General features: G+C 33.3%; 22 protein-coding genes. 14 read left to right on the forward strand and 8 right to left on the reverse strand.

Features of this window, described 5'->3' with window-relative positions:
* Positions 1 to 46 precede the first annotated feature (46 nt).
* The 4 genes from tsf to rplM form a co-directional block, all read right to left on the reverse strand.
* Positions 47 to 868 carry a translation elongation factor Ts gene (gene tsf, locus ACSSV5_RS06250; protein WP_454245204.1) on the reverse strand — a complete coding sequence of 274 codons (822 nt, stop codon included), beginning with the start codon at positions 866 to 868 and terminating at the stop codon, positions 47 to 49.
* Between the two features lie 28 nt (positions 869 to 896).
* Positions 897 to 1,850, reverse strand: a complete 954-nt coding sequence (gene rpsB / locus ACSSV5_RS06255) for a 30S ribosomal protein S2 (protein WP_454245205.1) — start codon at positions 1,848 to 1,850, stop codon at positions 897 to 899.
* Positions 1,851 to 1,980: 130 nt separating this feature from the next.
* Positions 1,981 to 2,367 (reverse strand): 30S ribosomal protein S9, encoded by a 387-nt coding sequence (gene rpsI, locus ACSSV5_RS06260; RefSeq protein WP_211066044.1) that lies wholly within the window; start codon positions 2,365 to 2,367, stop codon positions 1,981 to 1,983.
* A gap of 3 nt (positions 2,368 to 2,370) precedes the next feature.
* Positions 2,371 to 2,826: a 50S ribosomal protein L13 gene (rplM, locus tag ACSSV5_RS06265; RefSeq protein WP_211066045.1), complete on the reverse strand. Its 456-nt coding sequence runs from the start codon at positions 2,824 to 2,826 to the stop codon at positions 2,371 to 2,373.
* A 191-nt stretch (positions 2,827 to 3,017) separates the two neighbouring features.
* Between rplM and aroQ the strand changes: the two genes are divergently transcribed.
* Positions 3,018 to 3,434, forward strand: a complete 417-nt coding sequence (gene aroQ / locus ACSSV5_RS06270; RefSeq protein ID WP_454245206.1) for a type II 3-dehydroquinate dehydratase — start codon at positions 3,018 to 3,020, stop codon at positions 3,432 to 3,434.
* On the opposite strand, the gene ACSSV5_RS06275 is transcribed toward aroQ, so the two are convergent.
* From ACSSV5_RS06275 to ACSSV5_RS06285, 3 genes are read right to left on the reverse strand one after another with little or no spacing between them, the layout of a single operon-like run.
* Positions 3,426 to 4,712: a DUF2851 family protein gene (locus ACSSV5_RS06275; RefSeq protein WP_454245207.1), complete on the reverse strand. Its 1,287-nt coding sequence runs from the start codon at positions 4,710 to 4,712 to the stop codon at positions 3,426 to 3,428. The genes aroQ and ACSSV5_RS06275 overlap by 9 nt on opposite strands.
* The gene (locus ACSSV5_RS06280; protein ID WP_454245208.1) at positions 4,712 to 5,392 is read right to left on the reverse strand and encodes an SGNH/GDSL hydrolase family protein; all 681 of its coding nucleotides are present in this window, start codon (positions 5,390 to 5,392) and stop codon (positions 4,712 to 4,714) included. The genes ACSSV5_RS06275 and ACSSV5_RS06280 overlap by 1 nt, the downstream gene beginning before the upstream one ends.
* Positions 5,382 to 6,242, reverse strand: a complete 861-nt coding sequence (locus ACSSV5_RS06285) for an alpha/beta hydrolase family protein (RefSeq protein WP_454245209.1) — start codon at positions 6,240 to 6,242, stop codon at positions 5,382 to 5,384. The genes ACSSV5_RS06280 and ACSSV5_RS06285 overlap by 11 nt, the downstream gene beginning before the upstream one ends.
* A 113-nt stretch (positions 6,243 to 6,355) precedes the next feature.
* Between ACSSV5_RS06285 and ACSSV5_RS06290 the strand changes: the two genes are divergently transcribed.
* The 4 genes from ACSSV5_RS06290 to ACSSV5_RS06305 all read left to right on the forward strand — a co-directional run bounded on the left by ACSSV5_RS06290 (position 6,356) and on the right by ACSSV5_RS06305 (position 8,685).
* On the forward strand, positions 6,356 to 6,832 hold the full coding sequence (locus ACSSV5_RS06290; RefSeq protein WP_454245210.1) for an OB-fold protein: 477 nt from the start codon (positions 6,356 to 6,358) through the stop codon (positions 6,830 to 6,832).
* Between the two features lie 44 nt (positions 6,833 to 6,876).
* Positions 6,877 to 7,437, forward strand: a complete 561-nt coding sequence (locus ACSSV5_RS06295; RefSeq protein WP_454245211.1) for a YceI family protein — start codon at positions 6,877 to 6,879, stop codon at positions 7,435 to 7,437.
* Between the two features lie 76 nt (positions 7,438 to 7,513).
* The gene (locus ACSSV5_RS06300; RefSeq protein WP_454245212.1) at positions 7,514 to 8,125 is read left to right on the forward strand and encodes a peroxiredoxin-like family protein; all 612 of its coding nucleotides are present in this window, start codon (positions 7,514 to 7,516) and stop codon (positions 8,123 to 8,125) included.
* Entirely contained in the window at positions 8,125 to 8,685 is a 561-nt protein-coding gene (locus ACSSV5_RS06305; RefSeq protein WP_454245213.1) for a peroxidase-related enzyme, read from the forward strand. Before ACSSV5_RS06300 ends, ACSSV5_RS06305 begins: the two co-directional genes overlap by 1 nt.
* Positions 8,686 to 8,820: 135 nt before the next feature.
* Here ACSSV5_RS06305 and ACSSV5_RS06310 read toward each other — a convergent pair whose 3' ends face one another.
* A complete protein-coding gene (locus ACSSV5_RS06310; RefSeq protein ID WP_454245214.1) occupies positions 8,821 to 9,288 on the reverse strand; it encodes a hypothetical protein in 468 nt (155 codons plus the stop codon).
* A 176-nt stretch (positions 9,289 to 9,464) separates the two neighbouring features.
* Here ACSSV5_RS06310 and ACSSV5_RS06315 point away from each other — a divergent pair, with 176 nt between their 5' ends.
* From ACSSV5_RS06315 to ACSSV5_RS06355, 9 genes are all read left to right on the forward strand, one after another.
* A complete protein-coding gene (locus tag ACSSV5_RS06315) occupies positions 9,465 to 10,430 on the forward strand; it encodes an NAD-dependent epimerase/dehydratase family protein (RefSeq protein WP_454245215.1) in 966 nt (321 codons plus the stop codon).
* 92 nt (positions 10,431 to 10,522) lie between these two features.
* Positions 10,523 to 10,765: a type II toxin-antitoxin system ParD family antitoxin gene (locus tag ACSSV5_RS06320; protein WP_211066051.1), complete on the forward strand. Its 243-nt coding sequence runs from the start codon at positions 10,523 to 10,525 to the stop codon at positions 10,763 to 10,765.
* Positions 10,762 to 11,037 (forward strand): type II toxin-antitoxin system RelE/ParE family toxin, encoded by a 276-nt coding sequence (locus ACSSV5_RS06325; RefSeq protein WP_454245216.1) that lies wholly within the window; start codon positions 10,762 to 10,764, stop codon positions 11,035 to 11,037. The genes ACSSV5_RS06320 and ACSSV5_RS06325 overlap by 4 nt, the downstream gene beginning before the upstream one ends.
* Before the next feature lie 104 nt (positions 11,038 to 11,141).
* Complete coding sequence (gene ruvB / locus ACSSV5_RS06330) at positions 11,142 to 12,161, forward strand: Holliday junction branch migration DNA helicase RuvB (RefSeq protein WP_454245217.1); 1,020 nt, start codon at positions 11,142 to 11,144, stop codon at positions 12,159 to 12,161.
* An 11-nt stretch (positions 12,162 to 12,172) separates the two neighbouring features.
* A complete protein-coding gene (locus ACSSV5_RS06335) occupies positions 12,173 to 12,805 on the forward strand; it encodes a Crp/Fnr family transcriptional regulator (protein ID WP_454245218.1) in 633 nt (210 codons plus the stop codon).
* Entirely contained in the window at positions 12,802 to 13,266 is a 465-nt protein-coding gene (locus ACSSV5_RS06340; protein ID WP_454245219.1) for a methyltransferase family protein, read from the forward strand. The genes ACSSV5_RS06335 and ACSSV5_RS06340 overlap by 4 nt, the downstream gene beginning before the upstream one ends.
* A 344-nt stretch (positions 13,267 to 13,610) precedes the next feature.
* Positions 13,611 to 15,008, forward strand: a complete 1,398-nt coding sequence (locus ACSSV5_RS06345; RefSeq protein ID WP_454245258.1) for an arginine decarboxylase — start codon at positions 13,611 to 13,613, stop codon at positions 15,006 to 15,008.
* A complete protein-coding gene (speB, locus tag ACSSV5_RS06350; RefSeq protein ID WP_454245220.1) occupies positions 15,001 to 15,876 on the forward strand; it encodes an agmatinase in 876 nt (291 codons plus the stop codon). Before ACSSV5_RS06345 ends, speB begins: the two co-directional genes overlap by 8 nt.
* Positions 15,869 to 16,852 (forward strand): deoxyhypusine synthase family protein, encoded by a 984-nt coding sequence (locus tag ACSSV5_RS06355; RefSeq protein ID WP_454245221.1) that lies wholly within the window; start codon positions 15,869 to 15,871, stop codon positions 16,850 to 16,852. The genes speB and ACSSV5_RS06355 overlap by 8 nt, the downstream gene beginning before the upstream one ends.
* Positions 16,853 to 16,976: the final 124 nt, after the last annotated feature.

Raw genomic sequence — 16,976 nt, forward strand, 5'->3', positions numbered from 1 at the left:
TTGAGCGTGACAAATAAAATAATTTTAGATGATTTAGTCTAATTGCTTATCCTAAAGCAACACGTTTAAAACCAACAACTTCTACATCGCCAAAAGTTTTAGCATATTGTGCAACAGAAGTTTTGTTGTCTTTAATAAACATTTGATTCACTAAAGTGTTGTCTTTAAAAAAACGTTTCAATTTGCCTTGAGCAATTTTATCAAGCATATCTTCTGGCTTGCCTTCTTGTCTTAAATTGTCTTTAGCTATTTCTATTTCTTTGTCAATTGTAGCTTGGTCAACGCCATCTTCGTTTAAGGCAACAGGGTTCATAGCTGCAGCTTGCATAGCAACATCTTTAGCCAATTCTTCAGCATTGTCAACAGCTTTAGATAAACCACTTAAAACGGCTATTTTGTTACCAGCATGAATATAAGAGCCAACAAATGGGGCTTCTAAAATTTCAAAAGCACCGAGTTCTATTTTTTCGCCAATAACACCAGTTTGTTCAATAAGTTTTTCTTCAACTGTAATGCTTTCAAAGTCTTGTTTTAAAAGCTCTTCCTTAGAAGAAACATTAAGTGCCTTTTGGGCTAAACTTTTAGCTAAGTTTATAAAATCTTCATTTTTAGCAACAAAGTCAGTTTCGCAATTCAGTGAAATGATAACCCCTTTCGAGTTGTCATCATTAACCAAAGCAATAGCAACACCTTCTGATGACTCACGATCAGCTCTTTTGGCTGCAACTTTTTGACCCTTTTTACGTAGCACTTCTATAGCTTTGTCAAAATCGCCATCAGTTTCAACTAAGGCTTTTTTGCAATCCATCATACCAGCACCAGTTTGTTCTCTAAGTTTTTTAACGTCTGCAGCAGTTATTTTTGTCATGATTATTTAAAAATTGTAAATTGAGTGATTAAGATTTTGTTTCTTCTTCTTTAGATTTTTCTTCAGACTTTACAGAAGTTTCTTTTTTGTCTTTTGTATTGTTGTCTGGGGTTTTGGTTTCTTTCTTTTCTTCGACTTTATCGGCTGTTTTTTTAGCTTGTGCTTTTTCATCAGCCTTTTTATCTTCTTCTGCTTTTTTCTTTTCTTTTTCTTTTTTGGCTTCTTCTAACTTAGCTTCTTCTTTGGCTTTTTTCTCAGCTTCTTTTTTTGCTGCATCTTCTTTTTTCTGGTTTTCTCTTTTGTCAAGACCTTCAATAATACCATCAGCTACAAAACTAATAATTTTATTGATTGATTTTGATGCATCATCATTTGCTGGAATCACATAGTCAACTTCTCTAGGGTCAGAGTTGGTATCAACCATAGCAAAGACGGGAATATTTAGTTTTTGTGCTTCTTTGACAGCGATGTTTTCTTTAATGATATCAACAACAAATAGAGCTCCAGGAAGTCTAGTCATATCAGAAATAGAACCTAAGTTTTTTTCAAGTTTAGCTCTCATACGATTGACTTGAAGTTTTTCTTTCTTAGACAAAGTATCAAAACTTCCGTCTTTTTTCATACGGTCAACCGCAGCCATTTTCTTTACTGATTTTCTGATAGTTACAAAATTAGTAAGCATTCCACCAGGCCATCTTTCTGTGATATAAGGTTGGTTGGCTTTGCTTGCTTGTTCTGCAACAATTTCTTTAGCTTGTTTTTTGGTGGCTACAAAAAGGATTTTGCGACCACTGGCAGCAATTTTAGTGAGTGCATTTGTAGCTTCGTCTAATTTAGCTGCTGTTTTGTAAAGGTTGATAATGTGAATACCATTACGCTCCATATAAATGTATGGTGCCATGTTAGGATTCCATCGTCTAGTGAGGTGACCAAAGTGGACACCTGCGTCAAGGAGTTCTTTTACTTCTGCTTGTTTTGCCATTTTTTTAGTAGTTTACGTTCTGTTGGTATAGCAACAACCAAGTGGTTTTTATGCCTTGATTGTTTAGATGCTAAACTAATTTCTTGACATTTGTCGTCAAGATAACAACAAAAATGATTTAATATATAGATTAACGTTTTGAGAATTGGAATTTCTTTCTTGCTTTTTTCTGACCGAATTTTTTACGCTCAACCATTCTTGGATCTCTAGTTAAAAGACCTTCTGGCTTAAGTTTACTACGATTTTCTTCATCGACTTCACAAAGTGCTCTAGCAATTGCCATTCTTATAGCTTCAGCTTGACCTGTGATGCCACCACCTAAAACATTGACTTTAAGGTCGTATTGTTTTTCGGTTTCGGTCAATTCAAATGCTTGATTGATTTTGTATAATAAAGGTCCTGTTGTAAAGTATTCATTTACTTTTTTTCCGTTAACAACAACATTGCCTTTGCCTTCTGTCATATAAATACGTGCAACTGATGTTTTTCTACGACCTATTTTATGAATTGTCTCCATGGATTACAATAATTCGTTTAAGTTAATTTTTTCGGGTTTTTGAGCTTCAATATCGTGTTTGTCTCCTGAGAAAACACGAAGATTTCTAAATAAATCAGCCCCTAATTTATTCTTAGGTAGCATTCCTTTAACGGCTTTTTCTATTAGACGCTCGGGGTGTTTTTCAAAAACTTGAGTGGCGGTTTTGCTACGTTGACCACCTGGATAGCCAGTGTGACTGATATATACTTTATCATCCCATTTTTTGCCAGATAATTTTATTTTATCGGCGTTAATTACGACCACATTATCGCCGCAATCTACATGAGGTGTAAAATTCGGCTTGTTTTTGCCTCTTAAAATCTTTGCAACGGCAGACGATAATCGTCCTAAAGTTTGATTTTCAGCATCGACTAAAACCCACTGTTTATCAACAGTTTGCGTGTTTGCCGAAACGGTTTTGTAACTTAATGTATCCACTTCAATATTTTTATAATTAAAACTAGTCCTTTTTAAAGGGGTGCAAATTTACAATTATAAATTTATATTTCAAGTTTTTAGTTTAAATTATTTTAAAATGTCAGCTAACATTTTTACAGCTATTTTATTTTTTGCTTTTATTTTTATGAGTTAGTGATTTATTTCAGTATTTTTAAACCAAAATAAACTTTATGAAAATCCACATCATCAACGGACCAAACCTTAATCTTCTCGGTAGTCGTGAACCTGAGATATATGGCAAGACTAGCTTTCAAGATTATTTTTCTGAATTGCAAATGAAATTTAAAAGCCTTGAGCTTTCTTATTTTCATTCTAATATTGAAGGGGAAATCATTTCCGAGCTTCACGAAGCCGATGACAATGTTGATGGTATTGTGCTTAATGCTGCTGCTTATTCGCATACGTCAATTGCTATTGCTGATGCCATAAAAGCTTTAGAAACTCCAGTTGTTGAAGTGCATATCTCTAATGTTTTTGCACGTGAAGATTTCAGAAAACATTCTTACATCAGTCCTGTGGTTTTTGGTAGCATCAGTGGTTTTGGGTTGAGAAGCTATGATTTGGCTATTGAAAGTTTTTTAGATTGAATGGTTGAGAATGCGTTTTCCGAGATGGCATTTCAAGCAATAGTTTTTATCGCAATATTCAGTTTTGAGTTGAAGTAAGGCTTGTGAGTGCAAAGCATTCTGATTGGTTTTTGGACGAAGATTTTCAAAAACATCAACTTTTCGATTGCGTTCAGGCTTTAGGCTACTAACTAATTCAAAAAGTTTGTCATTAGATAATTCATTGGTGGTGTGTTTTTGGTAACAAAATTTTAATGGAATTATCGTGTTGATGATCAACAAATCTACAAAGTTTTGACTCAATCGTTTGGTTTTTGGTTTGCTCTGTTTGGTTAAACTGTAATGGGTTTTCCAAAATTCTGATAATTCTATGTCAAATAATTTATAAATATCTTTTTTGTTTTTAACAGAAATAATATCCTGAAAAAGTTGAGGTTGTTGATGATAAACTTCTGCTAATTCAGCCAGACGTAAACTTGGAAAATTGTCGGGTCTTAGCCTAAAAAACTGAGGTTTTTCATCGACCGCTGCAAGTTGGTATTTGTGTTTAAGATATCGATAACGGTCTTGTAAATTTTTGATGTATTGTTCTTCTGTATCGATTTCTAAAAGGCTACTTTGTCCTAATAATAAAGCTTCTAAATCTTCAATATTTTGATGGTGTTTGGCTATTACCTTATAAGGTATAGATTTTGCCATTTGTAGAAAAGCAGTGCCATTGACATTCAAACCAAAATTCTTGCACAGTAGTTGAAACAAAACGGCTTCCCAATTGTTTTGGCTTTGATTTAATAGTTTTAAAATCAAATTTGATTTACGTTCCAAACGCTCTATAAACAGACGTTCTAACCAGTTTTGCAATACAAAATCATCAAAATCAGCAAAGTTTTTTTCACAATTGAGTTGTTGTGATTTGACTTTTAAAAGCTGTTCATAACGTTTAAAAACTTCAGAGTCAACTTTTTCTTTTAAAGACAAGCTTGGAATAATCGTATTATCGGCACGATAAACTTCAACATCGTCTTCCCAAACGATATGTAAAATTACATTATCATAAGCCGAATCTTTTTGATGTTGATGTGCATACCAATCTGAAGATTTGAGATGAATTTCAATATTGCCAGCCCAAATTTGGTCATCAATTTTAATTTTAGCATTAAAAAAATCTGGTCCTGATTGATGCTGATTATGTTGACCAACAGATAGAATTTGAAGAATTTCTCCTTGATTGGTTTTTAAAGCTTCTTTGTGTTGAAACTTTTGGTATTGCCAAATATGATGTAAAAAATCTTCTTGCATTACAAGTTATTCAATTGTGGTTTTAATTGTGGTAACAACGATTGAACCCAAGCTTGATATTGATTGTCATTGGGATGCAGACGGTCATTGATGAGCATTTCATCAGAATGGCTCAATTTTGCTGACAAATCTGTAATATCATAAAACGCCACATCGTGTTTTTGACATTGCTTTTTGGCAATGGTGTTGTATTTTTTTAATTCTTTTATGACATTGGGTTTATCTTTTTCTTGGGAAAATGGCGTTACACCATAATCTGGAATGCTGACAACAAAAACGCCTTGATTGTTGCTTTTGCATTTAGAAATTGCGATTTCCAGCAATTTTTTAAACTCTTTTTTATATTGAGACAAAGCTTTGTTTTGATATTGATTATTGACACCTATTAATAAAGACACGATATCATATTGTTTCTCATCTGTTTTTTGTTCTTGAATGGCACGGATCAACTCGTCGGTTCGCCAACCGGTTTTGGCGATAATTTTGGGTTGTTCTATATTAAAACCATTATTATTTAATAGGTCTTGAAGTTGATAAGGCCAAGAGTTTTCAATTTTAAGTCCTTCGCCAATAGTGTATGAATCACCAAGAGCTAAATAAGTTTGCTGTGCCATAATAAGTTGTGAATTTAATGCAAATAAAAGAAGAAGTGCAAAAGGTTTCATGATTCTAATTATCATTTTTTAAAAAAGTAATGCTTTCATCAACTGCAGATTTCAATTCTTTTGAAAGTTCTGTTTTATCCCAAGGTTGTTTGGTGTTATAAGTATGTGTGGCATTTGGGATAATTTTTAATTCGGCTTGATCACACCAATCATTTAATTTGTGAGCTTCTTCAAGTTTTACAGTTTCATCGTCTTCACCGTGCAAAATTAAAAAGGGTTGTTTCAGGTTTTGAACAGCATTTTGAATATCAAATCGGTCTTGGTTTGCTAAGAAATCTTCATAAAACTGATAGTAGTGTGGCATATCTTGTTTTGTGCGACCATTTTTGACGTAATAAACACCTTTATTTTGCCATTGTTTTAAATCTTCACCTTTAGGAAATCGATTTTTATAGTTAGAAACAGACGACCAAGTGACAAGTTTATCAACATCTTGATTTTCAAAAGCTGTCAAGCAAACAATACCACCGCCACGGCTGTGTCCAATCAGTGAGATTTTAGACGTATTGACTCGCGGTAAAGGTTTTTTTTGCTCTATTACAAAATTAATAACCTGCTTCAAATCACTCATTTGTTTGCTGTAATTATCATTTCCAAAGGCTTCTAAATCAGGAAAGTCAATTGGATTTTCAAATGTGCCACCATTATGAGAAAAGTTGAATTTTAAAAACGCAAAACCAGCTTTTGCAAACTCTTGACCTATTAGATGCCACGCACCCCAATCTTTATAACCTTTATAACCGTGGCAAAAAATAACGACGGGTTGAGCTTGGTCATTTTCGGTATAAGTTAGGTCGGCAACAATGGGTTTATTCTCGTTATATCCAATGATGAAATTATCAGATTGAACTATTTTGTATGTCATAAATTATTGATTTACAGTATTTAAAATTAAAATGTTAAAATTTAAAATGAAATTCTGTTAGGTTTAAAATAAAACGCTGTCTAAGTAAATGTATAAAATTAAAACAATTTATCATGAGTAAGAAAAAAGTCATCAAGAAAATACTATTAGTTGTTTTAGGCTTGGTAATAATTATTGGTATTGTTGCGGTAATTATTATTTATCAACCACACCGCGATGTCCAATCAGCAAAAACCGATTACGCACTTAAAGCTTCTGATATTGTTCAGGAATATTTAAAAGATAATGAAGCTGCAAATGAAAAGTACCTTGCTGCTGATGGCGAGTCTAAAGTTTTAGAAATTGAAGGACAAGTGAGTGAGGTGAGTGAAGATTTTAATGGAAATACAGTCATTCTATTGAAATCTGATACTGCAAAAGCAGGCGTGCAAGCATCATTTACCGAAGAAACATCAGCCGAAGCTAAACAAGTCAAACAAGGCTCAACCATTACCATTAAAGGTGTTATACGTTCTGGAGCTTCATTTGATGAAGATTTAGAGATGTATGAAAACGTGATTGTAGAAAAAAGTAAGGTCATTAAAAAGTAACCGACTTACTACAAACAATAATTTAAAATTTAAAAACAAGAATAATGAAAAAATTAAAAGTATTAAGCATCGCATTTGTTACAGTATTAGGTTTATTTGCCTTTTCAACCTTTGGAGACAAGTTAGTAAGTTCAAAGACACACATCAAGTTTTTCTCAACCACGCCAGCTGAAGATATTGAAGCAAATAATTACACAGCAGTTAGCACCATTGACAAATCAACAGGTAAAATTGTATTTTCAGTGCCAATGCAAGGATTTGAATTTCCAAAATCGTTAATGCAAAAACACTTTAACCAAAAGAAATTTTTGCATACAAGCAAATATCCAAAAGCTAAGTATGTTGGTAACATAACCAACTTATCAGAAATAGATTTTGATTCTGATGGCACATATACTGCTAATGTTCAAGGAGAAATGACTATAAAAGGTGTAACAAATCCTGTTACTGAAGATGCTACAATCAAAGTATCTAACGGTAAAGTGAGTTTAGAAACTAAATTCTATATTACCTTAGCAGATTATGATATTACTTTTAAAAGAGGTAAACCTTCTACTAATATCGCAGATAAAGTAGAAGTAACAGCAAAAGCAGAATATAAATAAAGAAGAACATCACTAATGTTAAAAGGCAATTGTTTTGGTTGCCTTTTTTTATATTTATAAAAAAAAATTAAAACCGATGAAAACAAAATATGTATTATTAAATCTAATATTGATTATGGGACTATTTGCAAATTCACAAAACAACTATCGAAAAGCTAAAGAGGCTAAAGGTTTAGAAGTTGGTGCTACAGTAGAAAATTTTAAAGCCGAAAGTTTAGACGAAACATTTGAGCTCTACAAAGCTCTGAAAAACGGCCCAGTGGTTATTGTTTTTTATCGTGGTCATTGGTGTCCGATTTGCAATCAACATTTAAGCGAGCTTGAAAAAGAGTTAGAAAAAATCACTGAAGCAGGTGCTCAGCTGGTGGCTATTTCACCAGAAAAACCTGATAAACTTCAATTAACTCAAGAGAAAACCAAAGCCTCATATACTCTTTTGTATGATAAAGATTATAAAATAGCTGATATGTTTGATGTAAAATTTAGACCCGATGCAGCAACACGAACAGCCTACAATACCATGTTGAATGCTGATTTGAAAAACGCCCATTCAGATGACTCTCAGCAATTGCCTATTCCAGCAACTTATATTATTGACACTGATAGGAAAGTAGTTTGGAGACATTTTGACCCAAATTATAAAAACCGCTCTAAAGTTGAAGACATCGTGAACAATATTCCTAAATAGTGAGTCGGATAAAAGTTATTCATGAGCAAGAAGCTGAAGGTCGTTTAAAAGAAATATACGACCAATTAACTCAATCACGCGGAAAGTTAGCTGAAGTCCATAAAATTCAAAGCCTTCGCCCTGAAAGCATTGTGAAGCATATGGAATTATATATGGAAATTATGTTTTCAAAATCTGAACTCAGTCGAGCCAGAAGAGAAATGATAGCTGTTGTGGTTTCTGTAGCCAATCAATGCGAGTATTGCCAAATACATCACAGCTCAGCCTTAAATCACTATTGGAAAAATGAACAAAAGGTTCAGCAACTGAGAAATGATTTCAAGGATTTAGATTTATCTAAAGATGATTTGGCATTATGCGAATACGCTCAAAAAGTAACCTTAAATCCAGGTGAAGCAGAATCATCAGACGTCACACAAATACTAAAATCTGAAGGTTTTAGTGATTCTGCAATTCTCGATGCCACTTTGGTTGTCTCTTATTTTAATTTTGTCAACCGAATGGTCTTAAGCCTTGGAGTAGGTATAGAATCTGATGAAGGTCAAGGTTATAAATATTGATTAGCCTAACTTTTATTGCGTTTTGATACTGTCATCGAGAAGTGTACCGAGAATAGATTTTTAAACTAAATGGATGATTTTGATACAAAAATTCATATCAAAATTTCAATCAAGTCAACTCATTCTTAATTAAATTTAATCATCAAACTCTGGCAGCTCAATAAAAACTTCATTGAGTTGAATGTTCAAATTGTTAAATTCAAACGGATATTCTTCAGCCATTTTTTTGATATCTTTGAGTTTAGGCTGTTGTTTTTCGCATAGAAGCATCATGTGTTTTGCTTTTGTGTTTAACACATTAATTCTCGATTTTACAGGAAAAGTATCCACGACAGCTGGAATGGTTTGTTGCAAAGAATCTACAACACCATTAAGTGTCGATATATTCGAAATAACATCTTGAAGTGTATAATTTTCTAAACGATTGACTTCAATTTTTAGTTCTTCATACATCGGCCAAGATTTTACTAATGAATCTGCTTGTGGACTGAGTTTGGTGACCCGATAGGATTTGATGTCTAATTTTAACTTTAAACTATCTTCTTTGGCTTTTTCAGCTTCACTGAGTTGATTAGAGTTAGATTTGTTTTGACATGCAATCATAAAACTGCTTATAAAAACGAAAAATATAAATCTTAAAAATGTGTTCATCAGGCTTCTATGTATTGATTTTTTTAAAATCATCAAATTAACTTCAATTTTGAGTAATAATGTTTAAAAAAACTTATTTTTAAACTCAAAAATTATCAAAAATATAATTTCCAAATAGAAGTCAACTTATGAGTCCAAAGATATTAATAATTGGTGCTTGCGGGCAAATCGGAAGCGAATTAACTTTAAAATTAAGAGAAAAATATGGTAGTCATCAAGTTATAGCCAGCGATATAAGAGAAGGCGACGAGACTTTGATGGCTTCAGGATCATTTGAAATCTTAGATGCAACTGATGCTTCGGCTTTAGAAGATGTGATTTTGCATTACAATATTGATCAAGTTTATCTTATGGCAGCAATGTTAAGTGCTACAGCCGAAAAATTTCCGATGAAAGGTTGGCAACTCAATATGGATACTTTATTCAATGTATTAAACTTAGCCAAAGAACAAAAAATAAAACAAATATTTTGGCCTTCAAGCATTGCGGTGTTTGGACCTTCAACACCAAAGAAAAACACGCCACAACAAACGGTTATGGAACCTTCAACGGTTTACGGCATAAGCAAACAAACCGGTGAGCGTTGGTGTGCTTATTATCACAATAGATATGATGTGGATGTAAGAAGCTTGAGATATCCTGGATTGATCAGCTACAAAACACAACCTGGCGGTGGCACAACCGATTATGCTATTGAAATATTTCACCAAGCTTTGAGTCGTAAAAAATATACTTGTTTTTTAAAAGAAGACACGGCTTTGCCAATGATGTATATGGATGATGCCATTAAAGCCACAATTCAAATTATGTCTGCACCAAGCGAACAAATAAAAATTCGTTCGTCATATAATTTGTCTGCTATAAGTTTAACTCCAAAAAAATTAACCAATGCCATAAAAAAACACATTCCAGAATTTGAAATTGATTACAAACCAGATTTTAGGCAAGCTATAGCAGATTCTTGGCCAGCAAGCATCGATGATTCTTCGGCAAAACAAGATTGGAATTGGCAATATCAGTTTGATTTAGAGCAAATTACTGAAGAAATGATAGAAGGTTTAAAACCAAAAGTTAGCATCGGTTATGAAAATTGAGAATCGTTTAAATCAAACAAGTTTATTTTTCGGTAAATAATACAATTTGCTTAAATTACCAAGATTTAATATATTTGATTAAATTTAATATAATGGGTAAGAACACATCTGTTTCTCTTGGGAATCACTTTGAAAGTTTTATCCAAGAAGAATTGAAAACTGGGAAATATAGCTCTGTAAGCGAAGTTATTCGCTCAGCATTACGATTATTAGAACGTGAAGAAATAAAAGAAAAAGAATTAATAAAAGCTCTTAAAATAGGCGAAGAAAGTGGATTTGTTGAAAATTTTGATTTTGAACAAAATTTGTTAGACTTACACCGTCAAAAATTATGAGCGACAAAAAATATCGGATTAGCCAACAAGCTATTGATGATTTAAATGATATTTGGATTTATATTTATCATAAGTGGTCTAAAGAACAAGCTGATAGATATTACGCTTTAATAATTGAAGAAATTAAATTTATTGCTCAAAACTATTTTACTGGAAAATCAATTGATAAAACACGTAAAAACTATCGAGTTACAAAAGTTAAATCGCATTTAATATTTTATAGAAAAGTTGATAATGGGCTTGTTGAAGTTGTTAGAATATTACACCAATGAATGAATATCAAAAATCGGTTACCATAAAACCATTTGCTAAATTTAAAACCAATATTTTTACATTATTTTAAATATGCTTATAATAGACTGTCAATAATTTCAGTATGAACGATAATTTAGACCCAACTGGCGAATCATTTTCGTCTGAAGAAAAAGATATTGAACGCGCATTACGACCGCTGAGTTTTGACGATTTTGCTGGGCAAGAAAAAATTTTAGAAAATTTAGATGTCTTTGTAAGAGCAGCTAATCAACGTAATGAAGCACTCGATCATACGTTGCTTCACGGTCCGCCAGGTTTAGGTAAAACCACCTTGGCACATATTCTCGCTAATGAATTGAACTCAAACATCAAAGTAACATCAGGTCCTGTGATTGACAAACCAGGCGATTTAGCTGGTTTGCTAACCAATCTTGAGCCACGTGATGTTTTATTTATAGACGAAATTCACCGATTGAGCTCAGTGATAGAAGAATATTTGTATTCGGCAATGGAAGATTACAAGATTGATATTATGATAGAAAGCGGTCCCAACGCCAGAAGTGTGCAAATTGATCTTAACCCGTTTACGTTAATCGGTGCTACCACACGCTCTGGATTGTTGACTTCACCGATGCGAGCCAGATTTGGAATTTCAAACCGTTTAGAATATTATTCCACAGAATTGTTGTCCGATATTATTCAGCGAAGTGCAGCTATTCTCAATGTGCCAATTTCTCTTGAAGCAGCCATAGAAATTGCGGGAAGAAGTCGTGGCACACCACGTATTGCCAATGCTCTATTAAGACGGATACGAGATTTTGCCCAAATTAAAGGTTCAGGAAAAATTGATATTGAGATTGTAAGATATGGCCTAAAAGCATTGAATGTTGATGCTTATGGTTTAGATGAAATGGACAACAAAATTTTAACCACAATTATCGATAAGTTTAAAGGCGGTCCAGTGGGATTGTCAACTTTGGCTACAGCCGTTTCAGAAAATGCAGAAACCATAGAAGAAGTTTACGAACCTTTTTTGATTCAGAAAGGTTTTATTCATCGCACACCACGTGGAAGACAAGTGACTGAACTTGCATTTACTCATTTAGGAAGAATACATTCAAAAGGCAATTCATTATTTTAAAATTTCATAAAATGAAATCGCTATTACAAGAGGCATACGGATTTATTTTTGAAGACGAACTCATTGAAGAAATCGATGAAGTTGGGATATATAAATCTTTCAAAAAAAATGATGTCATCATCGAAATAGGCGATTATCTCAAATCGATGCCATTGTTGATTTCTGGTGCTGTCAAAGTTTTAAGAGAAGACCAAGACGGCGACGAGCTATTGCTTTACTTTTTAGAACGCGGTGATACTTGTGCTATGACTTTAACCTGCTGCATTGGAAACACACAAAGTGAAATTCGTGCCATTGCAGAAAGCGATACACATTTACTGATGATTCCCGTGCAAAAAATGGAAGAATGGACTGCCAAATATAAGTCTTGGCGACATTTTGTTTTTGAAAGTTATCAAAGTCGTTTGAGCGAAATGTTAGATACTTTAGACACCATTGCGTTTTTAAAAATGGATGAACGCTTGATGAAATATTTAAGAGACAAAGCCAAAATCAATCAAAGCGAAACCTTAAAAATTACGCATCAACAAATCGCTTATGATTTGCACACCTCTCGTGTTGTGATATCAAGATTACTCAAGAAATTAGAAATTGATTCAAAAATTAAATTACATCGCAATTCTATTGAAGTCATCGACTTATGAAACCCAAAAGTTTAAAAGACATCGTGTTTGTAGGTCTGCAATTTATGTTGTTTATAGCTTTTGTAATCGATGTTGATTTGGGCGTTTTGCCTATTAATTTACCAAGTTTTTTCGATGCTGCTTTATTAGGAATAGGATTGTCTATATTTATATTAAGTCTCGCAAAACTTGGTAGAAATTTGTCACCCTTTCCCAGTCCGAAACCTCAATCAAAATTGGTAACAGATGGTATTTTTAAATATATTCGGCATCCCATCTATACAGCAATTGTTGTGATAATGCTCGCTTGGAGTGTTTGGCAACAATCTTTATATCAGGTGCTAATCACTTTTTTGGTGTTGTTGCTATTCTATTTTAAATCTCAATATGAAGAACAACAGCTCATGCAAAAATTTTCAGACTACAAAGCTTATAAAAAATCTACTGGTCGATTTTTGCCAAAATTTAGGAACAAAATATGATATTAAAATTGTAGTTTAATCTCTGTTTAAATGGTTTTTAAAGTATAAAATATTGTTATTCAGAGTTTTATATTTTTACTTTTTCAAAAATATTTTTTATAGCAATTGAAGATATTATCATTTTTTTTATTTTCATTTGTATTAAATATTAAAACAAAAAAAGCATATACAAAACACATAAAATTAGGACATATAAAGCAAATTTTGTTTTTAGATTGATTTGTAGATATTCAGATTATTTTTAAAATAATTTTTTTAAATTCAAACAAACAAAATTGTTTTTTTTGGACAAAACCAAAAATGCTTTAATTTATAACTCTCACCTATCGGTATGGTATAATATAATGAAAAACAGATATATAGATTTAATAGATCAAACTTTTTATTTTCCACAAGAAGAATTTAAACTCGAAAAAGACCAACTTCGTTTTCATAACATTGATTTGATGAACCTTGTCAAAGACTACGGCACACCTTTAAAATTTACTTATTTACCCAAAATTTCAGAGAATATCAATCTGGCTAAATCTTGGTTTTCTTCAGCAATCAAAAAGCACAATTACAAAGGGCAATACCATTATAGCTATTGTACCAAAAGTTCACATTTTCAACACGTTTTACATGAAGCCTTGAAAAACGATATTCATATAGAAACTTCATCAGCATTTGACATTGATATCGTAAATCAACTTATTAGAGATGGAAAAATAAATGATAAAACTTATGTGATATGTAATGGTTTTAAACGTGAACAATACATTGAAAATATAGCTAAGCTTTTGAATAATGGTCATTCTAACTGTATCCCAATAATTGATAATTATGAAGAAATAGGACTGTTAGACGAAAAGATAAATGACAACTACAAAATTGGTATTAGAATAGCTTCTGAAGAAGAACCTAAATTTGAATTTTACACCTCAAGATTAGGCATTGGCTATAAAAACATCATCCCTTTTTACAATAAGCAAATCAAAGACAACCATAGAGTTGAGCTTAAAATGTTGCATTTTTTTATCAATACAGGCATCCGTGATAATGCTTACTATTGGAACGAGCTGCTCAAGTGTATGCAAGTCTATATTCGACTCAAAAAAATATGCCCAACTTTAGAGAGTTTAAATATCGGTGGTGGTTTTCCTATAAAAAACTCTCTGGGTTTTGAATTTGATTACCAATATATTGTGGATGAAATTATCTTGCAAATCAAATTAGCCTGTGAAGCCGAAGATGTAGAGATGCCACATATTTTTACTGAATTTGGAAGTTTTACCGTCGGTGAAAGTGGTGGAGCAATTTATGAAGTGCTTTATCAAAAACAACAAAATGACCGTGAAAAATGGAATATGATCAATTCTTCATTTATTACTACATTACCCGATACTTGGGCCATTAACAAACGTTTTGTTATGTTGCCCATCAATAGGTGGAATGACGAATACGAACGCGTTTTACTCGGCGGTTTAACTTGTGATAGCGATGATTATTACAACAGCGAACAACATTTGAACGGTATTTATTTGCCAAAATTCAAAAAAGACAAACCTTTGTATATCGGATTTTTTAACACTGGTGCTTATCAAGAAACCATAGGTGGATTTGGGGGTTTGCAACACTGCCTTATTCCTTCGCCAAAACATATTTTAATTGACCGTGATAAAAACGGCAACTTGACCCAAAAACTATTTAGTGAACAACAAAAAAGCAAAGACTTACTCAAAATTCTAGGATACGATGATTAAAAAAAATTACGCAGGCATTCCCGACAAATATGCCCGCTTAGATAACTCAAAAATTGTGCTCATTCCCGTGCCTTATGACGGCACGAGCAGTTGGATAAAAGGTGCTGACAAAGGACCAAAAGCCTTTTTGCATGCTTCTGAAAACATGGAACTTTACGATATAGAAACTCAGAGCGAAGTTTATAAACAAGGCATTCATCTTACCGCTCCTATTACCGAAAACAGCTCACCCGAAAAAATGGTAAACACGGTGCATAAGATTGTGAAAAACTACATTAAACAAGAGAAATTTGTTACCATTTTTGGTGGCGAACATTCCGTGAGTATTGGCAACATCAGAGCTTTTAATGAATGCTATGAAGATCTCACTGTGGTTCAAATTGATGCACACGCTGACTTGCGATCAAGCTACGAAGGCTCTGCTTACAATCATGCTTGTGCTGTTCACGAAGCCAGCAAAACCTGTAATCTTATCCAAGTTGGTATCCGTTCTATGGACGTGTCTGAACGTGAATATATGGACGACTACCAAACCTATTTTGCCCATGATTTGATTGTTGACGAAAACTGGATGGAAGACGCCGTAGGTCAAATGACACCAAATGTTTTTATCACTTTTGATTTAGACGCCCTTGACCCTTCAATTTTGCCTTCTACTGGAACACCCGAACCTGGCGGATTGTTGTGGTTTGAAACCTTAGAATTTTTAAAACTGATTTTTAAAAAGAAAAATGTTGTCGGTTTTGATATTATGGAATTATGCCCCAATGAAATTGACAAATCTTCTGATTTTTTAGCAGCAAAATTGTATTACAAAATGTTGAGTTATAAATTTAAAACCCCAAACCAAGATGACGACGATGAATAAAGGCAAGATTTCACAATTTATAGAAAAATACTACTTACACTTTAACGCTGCCAGCTTAGTTGATGCAGCTAAAGCTTATGAAAAACAGTTAGAAAACGGCTCAAAAATGTTGGTTTCGCTCGCTGGTGCTATGAGTACGGCAGAACTCGGAAAGATATTTGCAGAAATGATAAGACAAGATAAAGTGCATATCGTTTCCTGTACCGGTGCCAATTTGGAAGAAGACATCATGAATTTGGTGGCACATTCTCACTACAAACGCATTCCCGACTATCGCGATTTAACGCCACAACAAGAATGGGATTTGCTTGAAAAAGGTTTAAACCGTGTTACCGATACTTGTATTCCTGAAGATAAAGCCTTTAGAAGATTGCAAAAGCATATTTTTAAAATTTGGAAAGAGGCCGAAGCCAATGGCGAGCGTTATTTTCCACATGAATTTATGTATAAAATGTTGCTATCTGGCGTTTTAGAGGAATATTATGAAATAGACCTCAAAGATTCCTGGATGTATGCGGCAGCTGAAAAAAACTTACCTATTGTAGTGCCAGGTTGGGAAGACAGCACCATGGGCAATATTTTTGCCTCTTATGTGATGAAAGGCGAATTGAAAGCCAGTACCATGAAAAGCGGTATAGAATACATGACTTTCTTAGCTGATTGGTACACCAAAAACACTGCAGAAGAAATCTCATCGGGCATTGGATTTTTTCAAATTGGAGGTGGCATTGCGGGTGATTTTCCTATATGTGTTGTCCCGATGTTATACCAAGATTTAGAACGCACCGACACTCCGTTTTGGAGTTATTTTTGTCAGATATCAGATTCTACCACCAGCTATGGTTCGTATTCTGGTGCCGTGCCTAACGAAAAAATCACTTGGGGAAAATTGGACATCAACACTCCAAAATTTATCATAGAAAGCGACGCGACTATTGTAGCACCATTGATTTTTGCTTATATTTTAGATATGTAAAGTTGTTTTGTTCACTTCATCATAAATATCCTAAAGTCTAAAAACTTTCTGCATTATTAACCCAAAAAAAAGCATAAAAGAATTCCAATCCCTAAAAGATTTCAAGCCTAACATCAGCTTATTT

This window comes from Psychroflexus sp. MBR-150, assembly GCF_053628795.1.